The sequence below is a fragment of the Citrobacter sp. Cb080 genome (genome assembly GCF_030334745.1).
In the GTDB taxonomy this organism is placed as follows: Bacteria; Pseudomonadota; Gammaproteobacteria; order Enterobacterales; family Enterobacteriaceae; genus Citrobacter; species Citrobacter braakii.
Genome location: NZ_JAOWDG010000054.1, coordinates 39,201 through 54,086, shown reverse-complemented (window position 1 = coordinate 54,086; position 14,886 = coordinate 39,201). Strand labels below are relative to the sequence as shown.

The following is a 14,886-nucleotide window of genomic DNA, read 5'->3' as shown; positions in this document are numbered from 1 at the left end:
GAACGGGGTATCATTCGCAGAGGTTTTTATTGTTTTTAATTGAAAAGCTAACCGGCGAGCAATTTATCACCTTAAATTATTCATGTCATCAATCGTTAAGTAAAACTCATATAATTGATAGTGCCTCCCAGCTGACAAATGAGAAAATTTATCATATGATATTGGTTATCATTATCAATGTCATGGGTGGTACCATGTTGCAACGTACGCTGGGCAGTGGATGGGGTGTTCTGCTGCCGGGAATACTGATTGCCGGGATGGCATTTAGCGACCTGTCGGTCTACGTATGGAAGGCGATGATTGTATTAGGATTACTGTTGACTTCACTCATGCTGTACCACAAGCGTTTGCGGCATTTTGTCCTGTTGCCTTCATGTGCGGCGCTGATCGGCGGCATTGTTCTGGTGATGATGAACGGGAATCAGGGATGAACAAAACAGGGAAGAAAATCGAGAGGGAAATAAGATAATTGGTGCGAGGGGGGGGACTCGAACCCCCACATCCTAAGGACACTAACACCTGAAGCTAGCGCGTCTACCAATTCCGCCACCTTCGCACAGTCATCTTATTTTTTGATATCGCCTCGTTGGTGCGAGGGGGGGGACTCGAACCCCCACATCCTAAGGACACTAACACCTGAAGCTAGCGCGTCTACCAATTCCGCCACCTTCGCCCAGTGCGAGCAATATCAACGTGGATTATGGTGCGAGGGGGGGGACTTGAACCCCCACGTCCGAAAGGACACTAACACCTGAAGCTAGCGCGTCTACCAATTCCGCCACCTTCGCATACCATCGACACTCAAAAAAGTATCGTTACCACGGAGGCGCATTCTAGTGGTTTTCAACTTTTCGTCAATAGTTAATTGCCCAGGACGCGCTTAATTGATGTAAAAATGGGCGCTAAACGCAGGCCGTGTAAACGAAGTGCCACCCCGCATTTAGCAAACCCTGCCGGATGGCGGTGCAGGCACCTTATCCGGCATGGGATGGCCGTTCTACTTCTTCGCCTGACGCGTCATGATGGTGCGATAGACCTTGAAGCGACCGGTCTGCGCGATAACTTCGTGGAAGCCAAACACTTCATCCAGTACCTTCGGATAAGGCAGGAAGGCGTTCGCCACGATACGCAGTTCACCGCCGCTGTTGAGGTGGCGCACTGCGCCGCGAATCAGCGTTTGCGCGGCATCGAGGCTGGTCTGCATCCCGTCGTGGAACGGTGGGTTGGAGATGATCATATCAAAGCGACCCGTCACGTCAGAAAAGACGTTACTGGCGATTACGTCTCCTTCAATACCGTTGGCAGCAAGCGTTGCGCGGCTGGCTTCAACGGCGGCGGCACTAACATCGCACAGGGTTAAGCGCACTTTTGGCGAGTGGCTGGCTAAGGCGACGGAGAGTACACCTGCACCGCAGCCGACATCCAAAACTTTGCCTTTGGTGTGCGGCGTCAGCGTGGAGAGCAGCAGTTGGCTGCCAACATCCAGGCCGTCACGGCTGAATACGCCCGGCAGCGTTTTGATGGTCAGATTTTCGGTCTGGTATTCATCCCAGTATTTTTCTGCATCAAAGACCGGCTGTTTTTCCAGACGACCATGGTACAGGCCACAGCGACGCGCGCTGTCGACTTTGTTCAGCGGCGCGTATTCGGCCAGCATCTGCTCTGCGCTACGAACGCCGCTGCGGTTCTCACCAACAACAAAAATATCGGTGCCCACCGGTAACAGCGACAGAATGTTCATCAACTGGAACTGGGCTTCCGGCTTATTCTTCGGCCAGTAGTAGATCAGCGTATCGCTATCGGCAACGTCATCGGTCTGGGCGACGAGGCTAAAGCGAACGTTGTCGCCCATCTGGCGGTTAAGCACCTGCCAGTGGTGAAGCTGCTGAGTGTGCGCACGGCTGGCGGCGCATTCAAAATGGGCAGGCAGGTCATCCTGCAAATCACCGGCAAACAGAATACGGCTTTGTTCGAAATCATCACTGTGGCGCAGCAAGACTTCACTTGCCGGGGTAAAAGCAGACATGGAGTGCTCCTTAAATTGTACAGCGGGGGATTATAGTTGTTTGATGGCACGGATTCGACAAATTTGCTATATTTGCGCCCCTGATAGACAGGAGTGTTTCGCTATGACATCCCGACGAGACTGGCAGTTACAGCAACTGGGCATTACGCAGTGGTCATTGCGTCGTCCCGGCGCACTGCAGGGCGAGATCGCGATTTCAATTCCTGCGCACGTCCGTTTGGTGATGGTTGCTGCACAATTACCCGCACTAACCGAACCGTTGATGAGCGATATTTTACGCGCATTAACCGTCAGCCCGGATCAGGTTTTACAACTGACGCCTGACCGTGTCGCCATGCTGCCGCAGGGCAGTCGCTGTAATAGCTGGCGGCTGGGAACCGAAGAGCCGCTGCTACTGGAGGGCGCTCAGGTCGAGAGTCCTGCGTTTAATGAATTACGGGAAAACCCCGCGGCCCGCGCCGCGTTATGGCAACAAATCTGCGCATATGAACACGATTTCTTCCCTCGAACCGACTGATTTACCTGCAGCATTTCAGATTGAAAAACGCGCTCACGCTTTTCCGTGGAGTGAAAAAACATTTGCCAGCAACCAGGGCGATCGCTACCTCAATTTTCAGTTGAGGGTTGACGACGTAATGGCCGCCTTTGCGATTACACAGGTCGTGCTGGATGAAGCTACGCTGTTCAATATTGCCGTCGATCCTGACTTTCAGCGCCGGGGCCTGGGGCGTGAGCTACTGGAATACCTGATCGATGAGCTGGAAAAGCGTGGCATTTTGACACTGTGGCTTGAAGTACGCGCCTCAAATGCTGCCGCTATTGCGCTGTACGAAAGCCTGGGCTTTAACGAGGCGACGATCCGGCGCAATTACTATCCGACGGCCGATGGTCATGAAGACGCCATTATAATGGCATTGCCAATCAGCATGTAAGACAAGGTGTAATGGTGAAGAAGTGGGACTGGATTTTCTTTGATGCCGACGAAACGCTGTTTACGTTTGACTCGTTTACCGGCTTACAGCGGATGTTTCTCGACTATAGCATTACCTTTACCGCTGAAGATTTTCAGGACTACCAGGCCGTAAATAAACCGCTGTGGGTGGATTATCAAAACGGTGCGATAACCTCATTACAACTCCAGCACTCTCGTTTTCAGAGCTGGGCTGAACGCCTGAAGGTTGAGCCAGGCCAGCTTAATGACGCCTTTATCAATGCGATGGCGGAGATTTGCTCGCCGTTGCCAGGGGCGGTTTCTCTGCTCAATGCGATTCGTGATAAAACAAAAATCGGTATTATTACTAACGGCTTTACGGCGTTGCAGCAAATCCGCCTTGAGCGGACGGGGCTGCGCGACTATTTCGACCTGCTGGTGATTTCTGAGCAGGTTGGCGTGGCAAAACCCGATCCCCGTATTTTTGACCATGCGCTGGAGCAGGCGGGCAATCCTGAGCGTTCCCGCGTACTGATGGTGGGCGACACCGCAGAGTCCGATATTCTTGGCGGCATTAACGCCGGGCTATCCACTTGCTGGTTAAATACGCACCACCGCGAGCAGCCAGCGGGCATTCAGCCGACCTGGACCGTGGCGTCATTAAGTGAACTGGAGCGGCTCCTGTGTAAACACTGATTGCCTCCCCCCCGTTGATGGGTAAAATAGCCGCAATTTTTCGTATTCAACTTGCACGGCCTGTTGCCGTGCTTACCTAAGAAGATTTGACTATGACGTTGTCTCCTTATTTGCAAGAGGTGGCCAAACGCCGCACTTTTGCCATTATTTCTCACCCGGATGCCGGTAAAACGACAATTACTGAAAAGGTACTGTTATTCGGACAGGCGATTCAGACCGCCGGTACGGTAAAAGGCCGTGGCTCCAGCCAGCATGCGAAATCTGACTGGATGGAAATGGAAAAACAGCGTGGTATCTCAATTACCACCTCTGTGATGCAGTTTCCATATCATGACTGCCTGGTAAACCTGCTGGACACCCCAGGGCACGAAGACTTCTCTGAAGATACATACCGTACTCTGACGGCGGTGGACTGCTGCCTGATGGTCATTGACGCCGCAAAAGGTGTTGAAGACCGGACCCGTAAGCTGATGGAAGTTACCCGTCTGCGTGATACCCCGATCCTGACCTTTATGAACAAACTCGACCGTGACATCCGCGATCCGATGGAGCTGCTGGATGAAGTCGAGAATGAACTGAAAATCGGCTGTGCGCCGATCACCTGGCCGATTGGCTGCGGTAAGTTGTTCAAAGGCGTCTATCACCTATATAAAGACGAAACTTACCTGTACCAGACGGGTAAAGGCCACACCATTCAGGAAGTGCGCATTGTTAAAGGTCTGAACAACCCGGAACTCGATGCCGCCGTGGGGGAAGACCTGGCACAGCAGCTGCGCGACGAGCTGGAGCTGGTGCAGGGCGCGTCTAACGAGTTCGACCATGAGCTGTTCCTCGCGGGCGAAATCACCCCGGTATTCTTCGGTACCGCGCTCGGTAACTTCGGCGTTGATCATATGCTGGATGGCTTAGTGGAGTGGGCGCCTGCGCCGATGCCGCGTAAAACCGACACCCGTGTCGTTGAAGCATCAGAAGAGAAGTTCACCGGCTTTGTGTTTAAAATTCAGGCCAACATGGACCCGAAACACCGTGACCGCGTGGCGTTTATGCGCGTGGTGTCCGGCAAGTACGAGAAAGGTATGAAAATGCGCCAGGTGCGCATTGGTAAAGACGTGGTTATCTCCGATGCGCTGACTTTTATGGCCGGTGACCGTTCTCACGTGGAAGAAGCGTATCCGGGCGATATTCTGGGTCTGCACAACCACGGCACTATCCAGATTGGCGATACCTTTACCCAAGGCGAAATGATGAAGTTCACCGGTATTCCGAACTTCGCGCCGGAGCTGTTCCGTCGTATTCGTCTGAAGGATCCGTTGAAGCAGAAACAGCTGCTGAAAGGGCTGGTTCAGCTGTCCGAAGAGGGCGCAGTGCAGGTTTTCCGTCCGATCGCTAATAACGATCTGATCGTGGGCGCTGTTGGTGTGCTGCAGTTCGACGTGGTGGTTTCACGCCTGAAGAGCGAATACAACGTTGAAGCGATTTATGAGTCGGTCAACGTAGCGACAGCACGCTGGGTAGAGTGTTCTGACGTGAAGAAATTCGAAGAATTCAAGCGTAAAAACGAAATTCAGCTGGCGCTGGATGGCGGCGATAACCTCACTTATATCGCGCCGACCATGGTTAACCTGAATCTCACCCAGGAACGTTACCCTGACGTTCAGTTCCGCAAAACGCGCGAACACTAATCGACCTTCAGGGCACGGTATCCGCCGTGCCCTACAACTTTTCCTGTCTTTTAAATCCCTTGCGGAATGTTCTTAAAACCTCTCGTTTTTCTTTTGTTTGCACGTTTTTTAGTCAATCTGGACTGCGATCACGAAATCCTGAACTATATTTAACAATGTGATGACATAAATGTCGGCGTTAAATGCTTTTTAGGCTGCCTGTTGCAGCTTCTATTGCTGATATTTATTCCACTTACAAGATTAGTTGCTGGCTCAAGCCGTTTACGGCAGAGCGCAGCTTTTAGCAAACATACAGGAATACATCGATGACAATGACAGGACTTAAGATTTCTAAAACGCTGCTGGCCGTGATGCTGACCTCCGCTGTTGCAACGGGTTCTGCTTATGCAGAAAACTCCACGACGGATAAAACGCAATCCGGCGTCGAAAGTGCGGGGCAGAAAGTCGATAGCTCCATGAACAAAGTCGGTAATTTCATGGATGACAGCACCATCACTGCGAAAGTAAAAGCCGCGCTGGTGGATCACGATAGCATTAAGAGCACCGACATTTCCGTTAAAACCGACCAGAAGGTGGTGACGCTAAGCGGGTTTGTTGAAAGCCAGGCACAGGCCGAAGAGGCAGTTAAAGTCGCCAAAGGAGTTGAGGGTGTGACCTCCGTTAGCGACGAACTGCACGTACGTGATAGCAAAGACACTTCTGTAAAAGGCTATGCGGGCGATACGGCAATCACCAGTGAGGTAAAAGCCAAGCTGCTGGCCGATGATATTGTCCCTTCCCGCAAAGTGAAAGTTGAAACCACCGATGGCGTGGTACAGCTTTCAGGAACCGTTGAATCACAGGCTCAAAGCGATCGCGCTGAGAGTATCGCCAAAGCGATTGATGGCGTGAAAAGCGTCAAAAACGATCTTAAAACTCACTAATTAGACTTAATTCGTCCTCCCGACGTTTGTCGGGAGGCGTGTTGTGCACCACACTGAAAATATCGCCGATGGGCAGCCTGAGTGCTCATATCAAGCGGTGACATTAACTATGGTAAAGGAGAAGCGCATGTTTCGATGGGGCATCATATTTCTGGTTATCGCGTTAATTGCCGCTGCACTGGGTTTTGGTGGACTGGCGGGTACCGCTGCTGGCGCAGCGAAAATTGTTTTTGTGGTGGGGATCATTCTGTTTCTGGTCAGCCTGTTTACAGGTCGTAAACGGCCCTAGCGACATCCCCTTTATTCTTCAAGTTAAAGGTGCGTTGGCTACGCGTGCTCGCCCGTATCACTTACCAGAGTAAGCTGGTCGGGATTCACGCCCTTGCCGCCTTCTTGTGACTTGAATTATTTTGGGGATTAACCGTAAAGATAACTTGCTACTAAGCCAGTCCACCGGACTGGCTTTTACGGTTTTAGCATCAGGCAATTTGCGTTACTTTGTTGTTCTATTACAAAAACAACAGGAAGGCAGAGGTGGGGCAGAGAATACCCGTCACGCTCGGTAATATTGCGCCGTTATCGTTACGTCCGTTTCAACCAGGCAGTATGGCGCTGGTGTGTGAGGGCGGCGGACAAAGAGGCATCTTCACCGCTGGCGTACTGGATGAATTCATGCGCGCGCAGTTCAATCCTTTTGATCTCTTCTACGGGACCTCCGCTGGTGCGCAAAACCTTTCAGCCTATCTTTGTAACCAGCCGGGTTACGGCCGTAAAGTCATCATGCGTTACACTACCCGACGTGAATTTTTTGACCCGGTGCGCTTTGTGCGCGGGGGAAACTTAATCGATCTCGATTGGCTAGTGGATTCGACCGCGTCTCAGATGCCACTGGCGATGGATATCGCCGAGCGCCTGTTTGCCGCAGGGAAATCGTTTTATATGTGCGCCTGTCGGGGCGATGACTACACGCCAGGCTATTTTTCGCCGAACCGGCAAAACTGGCTCGATCTTATTCGTGCCTCCAGCGCGATTCCAGGGTTCTACCGCGCCGGGGTTGCGCTGGATGGTGTGAATTATCTCGATGGGGGAGTCAGCGACGCCATTCCCGTGCAGGAAGCGGCGAAGCAGGGGGCAAAAACGCTGGTGGTTATCCGCACCGTGCCTTCGCAAATGTATTACACCCCGCAGTGGTTCAAGCGTATGGAACGCTGGCTGGGCGAAAGCAGCCTGCAACCGCTGCTGAATCTGGTCCAGCACCATGAAGCCAGCTATCGCGCGATTCAGAGTTTTATTGAGAAACCGCCGGGCAAGCTGCGTATCTTTGAGATCTACCCGCCCAAACCGCTCCATAGCATGGCATTAGGAAGCCGTATTCCGGCGCTGCGGGAAGATTACAAGACCGGACGCCTGTGTGGTCGTTACTTCCTGGCAACCGTCGGCAAGCTGCTGGCGAAAAATGCGCCGTTGCCTCGTCAGACGCCGAAGATTGTGGTGCCGGGACCGGTCGTGGTTCCTCCCGCGCCGGTGGCTAACGATGCTCACGCGCCGGTGGTGACCAATGCGCCTCAGGCTAACGACACGACGTTTAATAATGAGGATTTGGCGTGAGTTATCGTTTTATTGATACGCATTGTCACTTTGATTTTCCGCCGTTTACGGGCGATGAATCTGCCAGTATTCAGGGCGCGGCTGACGTCGGCGTGCAAAGCATTATCGTTCCGGCCACCCAGGCGGCAAATTTTTCCCGTGTACTGGCGTTAGCGGAAAATTACCCTCCATTGTTTGCCGCCCTGGGGCTGCATCCCATTGTTATTGAGCAACATAGCGATGACTGCCTGGAGCAGTTGCAGCAGGCGCTGGATAAGCGTCCGCAAAAGCTGGTGGCGGTAGGTGAGATTGGGCTGGATCTTTATCGGGACGATCCGCAATTCGACAAGCAAGAGCGGCTGCTGGAAGCGCAGCTTAAGCTGGCGAAGCGTTACGAGCTGCCGGTGATCCTGCATTCGCGGCGCACTCATGACAAGCTGGCGATGCACCTGAAACGCCATGCTTTACCGCGAACCGGTGTGGTGCATGGGTTTTCCGGGAGCGTGCAGCAGGCCGAACGTTTTGTGCAACTGGGCTACAAAATTGGCGTGGGCGGCACCATTACCTATCCGCGCGCCAGTAAAACCCGCGAGGTAATGGCGCAACTGCCGCTGGACTCACTGCTGCTGGAAACTGACGCGCCGGATATGCCGCTCAACGGCTTTCAGGGACAGCCGAATCGCCCGGAGCAGGTGGTCAGAGTCTTTGATGTCCTCTGCGAGCTGCGCCCGGAACCTGCGGATGTTATCGCTGATGCGCTGTATCGCAATACGACGGCGTTATTTGATTTTTAATTGCCGGACGACGGATACGTCGCATCCGGCAATCACAGGTACAGCGCCGGGAAGATCAAATTATCCACCCCGCGCTCGCGCAATCTTTGCGCCAGTTGCTCCACATCCTCAGGCGTGGCGCTCGGCCAGTCTTTCGCTTCGCCGTAAACCCCGTGCGCATGAAAGGCATTTAGCCGCACTGGTACATCACCTGAACGTTTGATAAACGCCGCCAGTGCATCGATATGCTGTAGATAATCCACGTGGCCAGGAATAACCAGCAGGCGCAGTTCCGCAAGTTTTCCCTGCCCGGACAAAAAGGTAATGCTTTGTTTAATCAGCGTGTTATCGCGGCCAGTCAACTGTCGATGACACGCGCTATCCCAGGCTTTTAAATCGAGCATTACGCCGTCGCATACCGGCAGCAGTTTTTGCCAGCCGGTTTCGCTCAGCATGCCGTTGCTGTCTACCATGCAGGTCAGGTGTTGCAGTTGCGGATCGGTTTTGATCGCGTTAAACAGCGCCACGATAAACGGCAACTGGGTGGTCGCTTCGCCGCCGCTGACCGTAATTCCTTCAATAAACAGCACCGCCTTGCGAATATGCCGCAGCACTTCATCAACGCTCAGGGTTTGCGCCATCGGCGTGGCCTGCTGTGGGCACATGTGCAGGCAGGTATCGCACTGCTGACATACGTCGGATTGCCATCTCACTTTCCCCGCACTCAAGCTCAGCGCTTCATGCGGGCAATGCCGGACACATTCCCCGCAGTCGTTGCAGCGTCCCATCGTCCACGGATTGTGGCAATTTTTACAGCGCAGGTTACATCCTTGCAGAAACAGAGCCAGGCGACTGCCCGGCCCGTCGACGCAGGAGAAAGGAATGATCTTACTTACTGAAGCGCATCTGCTGTTCATGGCTAATCACGCGAGGTTGTCGTTCCAGAATGCGCGTATTGCGCGCGGCTTCTTCGCCCAGCCAGGTGGTGTTGGTGCGTGAACCTTCGGCGCGATATTTTTCCAGATCCGACAGGCGTACCATATAGCCGGTGACGCGGACCAAATCGTTACCACTCACGTTGGCGGTAAACTCACGCATCCCAGCTTTAAACGCCCCGAGGCACAATTGCACCAGCGCCTGAGGATTGCGCTTGATGGTTTCATCCAGCGTGAGAATGTCGCTGATCCCAGCGTGATAATACGCATGATGCGGCGCGACGGTTTGCAGGTGAGTGATCGGATCCGGCTCATCGCCGTAGGGCAGACGCGCGCCCGGCGTGGTGCCGATGTCAGAACTGATCCCTGACTGTGCGTGCAGCATTGCGCGCTGCTTCCAGCCAAATTTCACCGGGGTACTTTCTACAAACTCCGCCAGTTGGGCGCTGATACGATACCCGAGCTGATTGGCGACCTCGTCTTTTCCGTAGCGAGCATTCTGCCCCGCCTTATCGCACAGCAGGTTCACCGCCTCCGCCAGGCCATACATGCCGAACATAGGGACAAAACGTTCGGGATCAATCAACCCTTCCTGCACCAGGAAGCTATTCTCAAAGAAATGTGATTTTTCATAGAGGAATTCACATCGTGAATCAATGATGGCGATTTGCTGCTGGCAATAGTGCGGTAGGGTGCGCGTAAAGAAGTCATCGACAGAGGTGCTGCGCTCTGCGATGGCTTTCAGATTGAGCCTGACCAGCGTGCTTCCACCCCCGGCGAGCGGCAACGAGTTGTAACAGCTGACGACGCCATACTGACCTTTTGTGAAAATTTTATCATTTTCGGGGCCGTTGGAAATGTGCGGCTTACTGCACTCGCAGATATTATGCGCCACGTTGAGCAGCAGGTCGTCAGGTGTAATTTGCGGATCATAAATGAACGTTAGATTAGGCGAAACCTGCTTTAACTCTGCGTCTGCGCGTAAAATTGCACGGGTGACAGGCGTATCTGCGGGGCCGATATTGGCATGCATAAATGCGTCTGGCAGGGTTCTGTCGAGATAACGCCAGAAACGTTTTATTCGAATATCGATCTCATCTTGTGTTAGAATTCTAACATACGGTTGCAACAGAACGTCGAGCTGGCCGAGATAGACCGGCATCGAGGTGACTGACGGAACGTGGTGATACAGGATGGTGAGTAAGGATAACGCGTCATCAAGATCCCTGGCTCCTTCCAGTTCCAGCCATGAGGAACCGTTGGCCAGAAAACGCGCGTAGTCGGGTAAAACATAGCGCGGTTTGAACGGGGCATGACCTTCATACATATCGCAGATCACCCCGTCATCCAGCGCCTGGCGAGCCTCAGCAGGTAGTTGCGGGTAAGGCAGCGCGTTTTCAGCCTCCAGCGCCAGGAAGTGGCGTTTCTGCTCAGGGCTGAGCACCGGACTGGTCACGATTTGTTGGCAACGCTGTTGCAGCGCGAGTTCGCTTGAAGTGGGCATCGTTGATTCCTTTTTATCCCGAAGGTGTAACGCCATTGTAGAAAGCAACGCCGCCACAACCTTTGATCCGGATGCGCCTGATGCCACCGCATCCCTTCCTGAAAGGTGATTTATTTGAAGTAGATCTCATTAGAGTAATGCAAATCTGTATGTGGTTTTCATTAACTGTGATGTATATCGAAGTGTAATAGCGAGCGGATGTTAGAATACTAACAAACTCGCAAGGTGAAATTTTATACGGCGATGCCGTTGGAGAATGTTATGACCGATTTAACAGCAAGCAGCCTGCGTGCACTGAAACTGATGGACCTGACCACCCTGAATGACGACGACACCAATGAAAAAGTGATCGCGCTGTGTCATCAGGCGAAGACCCCGGTAGGCAACACTGCCGCTATTTGCATCTATCCGCGTTTCATCCCTATCGCGCGTAAGACGCTGAAAGAGCAAGGCACTCCGGACATCCGTATTGCAACCGTGACCAACTTCCCGCACGGCAACGACGACATCGAGATTGCGCTGGCTGAAACCCGCGCGGCGATTGCCTACGGCGCGGATGAAGTTGACGTGGTGTTCCCTTACCGTGCCCTGATCGCCGGGAACGAGCAGGTTGGTTTTGATCTGGTTAAAGCATGTAAAGATGCGTGTGCGGCGGCAAACGTGCTGCTGAAAGTGATCATCGAAACCGGTGAGCTGAAAGAAGAGAGTCTTATCCGTAAAGCGTCTGAAATCTCCATCAAAGCGGGTGCTGATTTCATCAAAACCTCTACCGGTAAAGTGCCGGTAAATGCGACGCCGGAAAGCGCACGCATCATGATGGAAGTGATCCGCGACATGGGCGTTTCTAAAACTGTAGGTTTCAAACCGGCAGGCGGCGTGCGTACCGCAGAAGATGCACAGCAGTTCCTGGCGATTGCCGACGAACTGTTTGGCGCTGACTGGGCCGATTCCCGTCACTATCGTTTTGGCGCATCCAGCCTGCTGGCGAGCCTGCTGAAAGCGCTGGGGCACGGCGATGGTAAGAGCGCAAGCAGCTACTAATTACTCGTCATACTTCAAGCCGCAGGTGCGTTAGCTGCACTCCCTCACCCCAGTCACTTACTGTAGTAAGCGCCTGGGGATGAGCTTCCTTGCCGCTTCCTGCGACTCGAATTGTTTAGAGTAATCATTCATTGCAGTGGGTTTTCCGCTGCATTTAACCTGATTTATCGGGGGTTACCATGTTTCTCGCACAAGAAATTATTCGTAAAAAACGTGATGGTCATGCGCTGAGCGATGAAGAGATTCGTTTCTTTATCAATGGGATTCGCGACAACACCATCTCTGAAGGGCAAATCGCCGCCCTGGCGATGACCATTTTCTTCCACGATATGACAATGCCTGAGCGTGTTTCGCTGACCATGGCAATGCGTGATTCAGGAACCGTGCTGGACTGGAAAAGCCTGCAGCTGAACGGCCCGATTGTGGATAAACACTCTACCGGCGGCGTGGGTGACGTAACGTCACTGATGTTAGGCCCAATGGTCGCTGCATGCGGCGGTTATATTCCGATGATCTCCGGACGTGGTCTGGGGCATACCGGCGGTACGCTCGATAAACTGGAAGCCATCCCAGGGTTTGACATCTTCCCGGACGATGCGCGTTTCCGTGAAATTATTAAAGACGTGGGTGTGGCGATTATTGGGCAAACCAGCTCGCTCGCACCGGCGGACAAACGTTTTTATGCCACCCGCGATATTACCGCGACGGTGGATTCCATCCCGCTGATTACCGGCTCTATCCTGGCGAAAAAGCTGGCGGAAGGGCTGGATGCGCTGGTGATGGACGTGAAAGTAGGCAGCGGCGCTTTTATGCCGACCTATGAGCTTTCTGAAGCGCTTGCCGAAGCGATTGTCGGCGTGGCGAACGGAGCGGGTGTACGTACCACCGCGCTGTTAACCGATATGAACCAGGTACTGGCATTCAGCGCAGGTAACGCGGTTGAAGTCCGCGAAGCGGTGCAGTTCCTGACAGGTGAATACCGCAATCCACGTCTGTTAGACGTCACGATGGCGCTGTGCGTGGAAATGCTGATCTCCGGCAATCTGGCGAAAGACGATGCCGAAGCCCGTGCGAAATTGCAGGCGGTGCTGGATAACGGCAAAGCGGCAGAGATTTTTGGTCGCATGGTTGCGGCGCAGAAAGGCCCGACCGATTTCGTCGAAAATCATGCGAAGTACCTGCCGACGGCAATGCTCAGCAAAGCGGTATATGCTGATACCGAAGGTTTTGTCAGCGCTATGGATACCCGGGCGCTGGGAATGGCGGTTGTTTCCATGGGCGGCGGTCGTCGTCAGGCTTCGGACACCATTGATTACAGCGTTGGCTTTAGCGACATGGCGCGTCTGGGCGACAGCGTAGACGGACAGCGTCCGCTGGCGGTGATCCACGCCAAAGACGAAGCCAGCTGGCAGGAAGCGGCGAAAGCGGTCAAAGCGGCAATTAGCCTTGACGATAAAGCGCCAGAAATTACACCGACAGTCTATCGTCGTATTACCGAATAACTGTATACTGATCTGATCGCTTTTTTGCGGCGCAGATGTTGGAGAACAAGATGAAACGTGCATTTATTATGGTGCTGGACTCCTTTGGTATTGGTGCGACTGAAGATGCGGATCGCTTTGGCGACGTAGGCTCAGACACTATGGGACACATTGCGGAAGCCTGTGCGAAAGGCGAAGCTGACAAGGGTCGCAAAGGTCCACTGAATCTGCCTAACCTGACCCGTCTGGGCCTGGTGAAAGCTCACGAAGGTTCTACCGGTAAAATTGCTGCTGGTATGGACGGTAACGCGGAAGTGATTGGTGCCTACGCCTGGGCGCATGAACTCTCTTCCGGGAAAGACACGCCGTCTGGCCACTGGGAAATCGCGGGTGTTCCGGTTCTGTTTGACTGGGGTTATTTCTCCGATCATGACAACAGCTTCCCGCAGGAACTGCTGGATAAACTGGTCAAACGTGCCAACCTGCCGGGCTACCTCGGCAACTGTCACTCTTCCGGTACCGTGATCCTGGATCAACTGGGTGAAGAGCATATGAAAACCGGCAAGCCGATTTTCTATACTTCCGCAGACTCCGTGTTCCAGATTGCCTGTCACGAAGAGACTTTTGGCCTGGATAAACTCTACGAACTGTGTGAAATCGCTCGTGAAGAACTGACCGAAGGTGGTTACAACATCGGTCGTGTTATCGCGCGTCCGTTTATCGGTGATAAAGCGGGTAATTTCCAGCGTACCGGTAACCGTCACGATCTGGCCGTTGAGCCGCCAGCACCGACCGTGCTGCAGAAACTGGTCGACGAGAAAGACGGTCACGTGGTTTCCGTCGGTAAAATCGCGGATATCTACGCTAACTGTGGCATCACCAAAAAAGTGAAAGCTACCGGCCTGGACGCGCTGTTCGACGCCACCATCAAAGAGATGAAAGAAGCGGGTGATAAGACCATCGTCTTCACTAACTTCGTTGATTTCGACTCTTCCTGGGGACATCGTCGCGATATCGCTGGTTACGCTGCAGGTCTGGAACTGTTCGACCGCCGTTTACCTGAACTGATGGAACTGGTGGGTGAAGATGACATTCTGATCCTGACCGCTGACCACGGCTGTGACCCGAGCTGGACCGGCACTGACCACACCCGTGAGCACATTCCGGTGCTGGTTTACGGCCCGAAAGTGAAACCAGGTTCTTTAGGCCACCGTGAAACTTTCGCGGATATTGGCCAGACGCTGGCGAGCTACTTTGGTACATCGCCGATGGACTACGGTAAAAACATGCTGTGATACCCGTTGTCT

The 14,886-nt window shown here is 53.3% G+C and carries 15 protein-coding genes and 3 tRNA genes; 12 read left to right on the top strand and 6 right to left on the bottom strand.

Going from position 1 to position 14,886, the window contains the following annotated elements; all coding sequences use genetic code 11:
* Nucleotides 1-155 precede the first annotated feature (155 nt).
* Entirely contained in the window at nt 156-431 is a 276-nt protein-coding gene (locus OGV38_RS09520; protein WP_047502323.1) for a DUF1435 domain-containing protein, read from the top strand.
* Nucleotides 432-470: 39 nt separating this feature from the next.
* Here OGV38_RS09520 and OGV38_RS09515 read toward each other — a convergent pair.
* The 4 genes from OGV38_RS09515 to rsmC all read right to left on the bottom strand — a co-directional run bounded on the left by OGV38_RS09515 (nt 471) and on the right by rsmC (nt 2,026).
* A tRNA-Leu gene (locus OGV38_RS09515) sits at nt 471-556 on the bottom strand.
* 31 nt (nt 557-587) lie between these two features.
* Nucleotides 588-673: transfer RNA gene (locus tag OGV38_RS09510), tRNA-Leu, on the bottom strand.
* A gap of 28 nt (nt 674-701) precedes the next feature.
* Nucleotides 702-788 (bottom strand) — tRNA-Leu (locus OGV38_RS09505).
* Between the two features lie 209 nt (nt 789-997).
* Nucleotides 998-2,026, bottom strand: a complete 1,029-nt coding sequence (gene rsmC, locus OGV38_RS09500; RefSeq protein WP_047358379.1) for a 16S rRNA (guanine(1207)-N(2))-methyltransferase RsmC — start codon at nt 2,024-2,026, stop codon at nt 998-1,000.
* Nucleotides 2,027-2,129: 103 nt separating this feature from the next.
* Here rsmC and holD point away from each other — a divergent pair, with 103 nt between their 5' ends.
* The 8 genes from holD (at nt 2,130) to OGV38_RS09460 (ending at nt 8,639) form a co-directional block, all read left to right on the top strand.
* Nucleotides 2,130-2,543 carry a DNA polymerase III subunit psi gene (gene holD / locus OGV38_RS09495; protein WP_003837254.1) on the top strand — a complete coding sequence of 138 codons (414 nt, stop codon included), beginning with the start codon at nt 2,130-2,132 and terminating at the stop codon, nt 2,541-2,543.
* A complete protein-coding gene (rimI, locus tag OGV38_RS09490; protein ID WP_005123887.1) occupies nt 2,512-2,958 on the top strand; it encodes a ribosomal protein S18-alanine N-acetyltransferase in 447 nt (148 codons plus the stop codon). The genes holD and rimI overlap by 32 nt, the downstream gene beginning before the upstream one ends.
* A gap of 11 nt (nt 2,959-2,969) precedes the next feature.
* The gene (gene yjjG / locus OGV38_RS09485; protein ID WP_286473226.1) at nt 2,970-3,653 is read left to right on the top strand and encodes a pyrimidine 5'-nucleotidase; all 684 of its coding nucleotides are present in this window, start codon (nt 2,970-2,972) and stop codon (nt 3,651-3,653) included.
* Nucleotides 3,654-3,745: 92 nt separating this feature from the next.
* A complete protein-coding gene (gene prfC / locus OGV38_RS09480) occupies nt 3,746-5,335 on the top strand; it encodes a peptide chain release factor 3 (RefSeq protein ID WP_016151601.1) in 1,590 nt (529 codons plus the stop codon).
* A gap of 305 nt (nt 5,336-5,640) precedes the next feature.
* Nucleotides 5,641-6,258, top strand: coding sequence for a molecular chaperone OsmY (gene osmY, locus OGV38_RS09475; RefSeq protein WP_286473225.1), 618 nt, complete (start codon nt 5,641-5,643; stop codon nt 6,256-6,258).
* A 127-nt stretch (nt 6,259-6,385) separates the two neighbouring features.
* Nucleotides 6,386-6,547, top strand: a complete 162-nt coding sequence (locus OGV38_RS09470; protein WP_003019081.1) for a DUF1328 domain-containing protein — start codon at nt 6,386-6,388, stop codon at nt 6,545-6,547.
* Between the two features lie 245 nt (nt 6,548-6,792).
* Complete coding sequence (locus OGV38_RS09465) at nt 6,793-7,866, top strand: patatin-like phospholipase family protein (protein ID WP_286473224.1); 1,074 nt, start codon at nt 6,793-6,795, stop codon at nt 7,864-7,866.
* A complete protein-coding gene (locus OGV38_RS09460) occupies nt 7,863-8,639 on the top strand; it encodes a metal-dependent hydrolase (RefSeq protein WP_016155630.1) in 777 nt (258 codons plus the stop codon). Before OGV38_RS09465 ends, OGV38_RS09460 begins: the two co-directional genes overlap by 4 nt.
* Before the next feature lie 32 nt (nt 8,640-8,671).
* Here OGV38_RS09460 and OGV38_RS09455 read toward each other — a convergent pair whose 3' ends face one another.
* Nucleotides 8,672-9,535, bottom strand: coding sequence for a YjjW family glycine radical enzyme activase (locus OGV38_RS09455; RefSeq protein WP_286473223.1), 864 nt, complete (start codon nt 9,533-9,535; stop codon nt 8,672-8,674).
* On the bottom strand, nt 9,507-11,057 hold the full coding sequence (locus OGV38_RS09450; RefSeq protein WP_269518493.1) for a YjjI family glycine radical enzyme: 1,551 nt from the start codon (nt 11,055-11,057) through the stop codon (nt 9,507-9,509). Before OGV38_RS09450 ends, OGV38_RS09455 begins: the two co-directional genes overlap by 29 nt.
* A gap of 261 nt (nt 11,058-11,318) precedes the next feature.
* On the opposite strand from OGV38_RS09450, the gene deoC reads away from it, so the two are divergent.
* The 3 genes from deoC (at nt 11,319) to deoB (ending at nt 14,874) form a co-directional block, all read left to right on the top strand.
* The gene (gene deoC / locus OGV38_RS09445) at nt 11,319-12,098 is read left to right on the top strand and encodes a deoxyribose-phosphate aldolase (protein ID WP_016155634.1); all 780 of its coding nucleotides are present in this window, start codon (nt 11,319-11,321) and stop codon (nt 12,096-12,098) included.
* Nucleotides 12,099-12,277: 179 nt separating this feature from the next.
* Entirely contained in the window at nt 12,278-13,600 is a 1,323-nt protein-coding gene (gene deoA, locus OGV38_RS09440; RefSeq protein WP_286473220.1) for a thymidine phosphorylase, read from the top strand.
* 50 nt (nt 13,601-13,650) lie between these two features.
* Nucleotides 13,651-14,874 (top strand): phosphopentomutase, encoded by a 1,224-nt coding sequence (deoB, locus tag OGV38_RS09435; RefSeq protein WP_016151610.1) that lies wholly within the window; start codon nt 13,651-13,653, stop codon nt 14,872-14,874.
* Nucleotides 14,875-14,886: the final 12 nt, after the last annotated feature.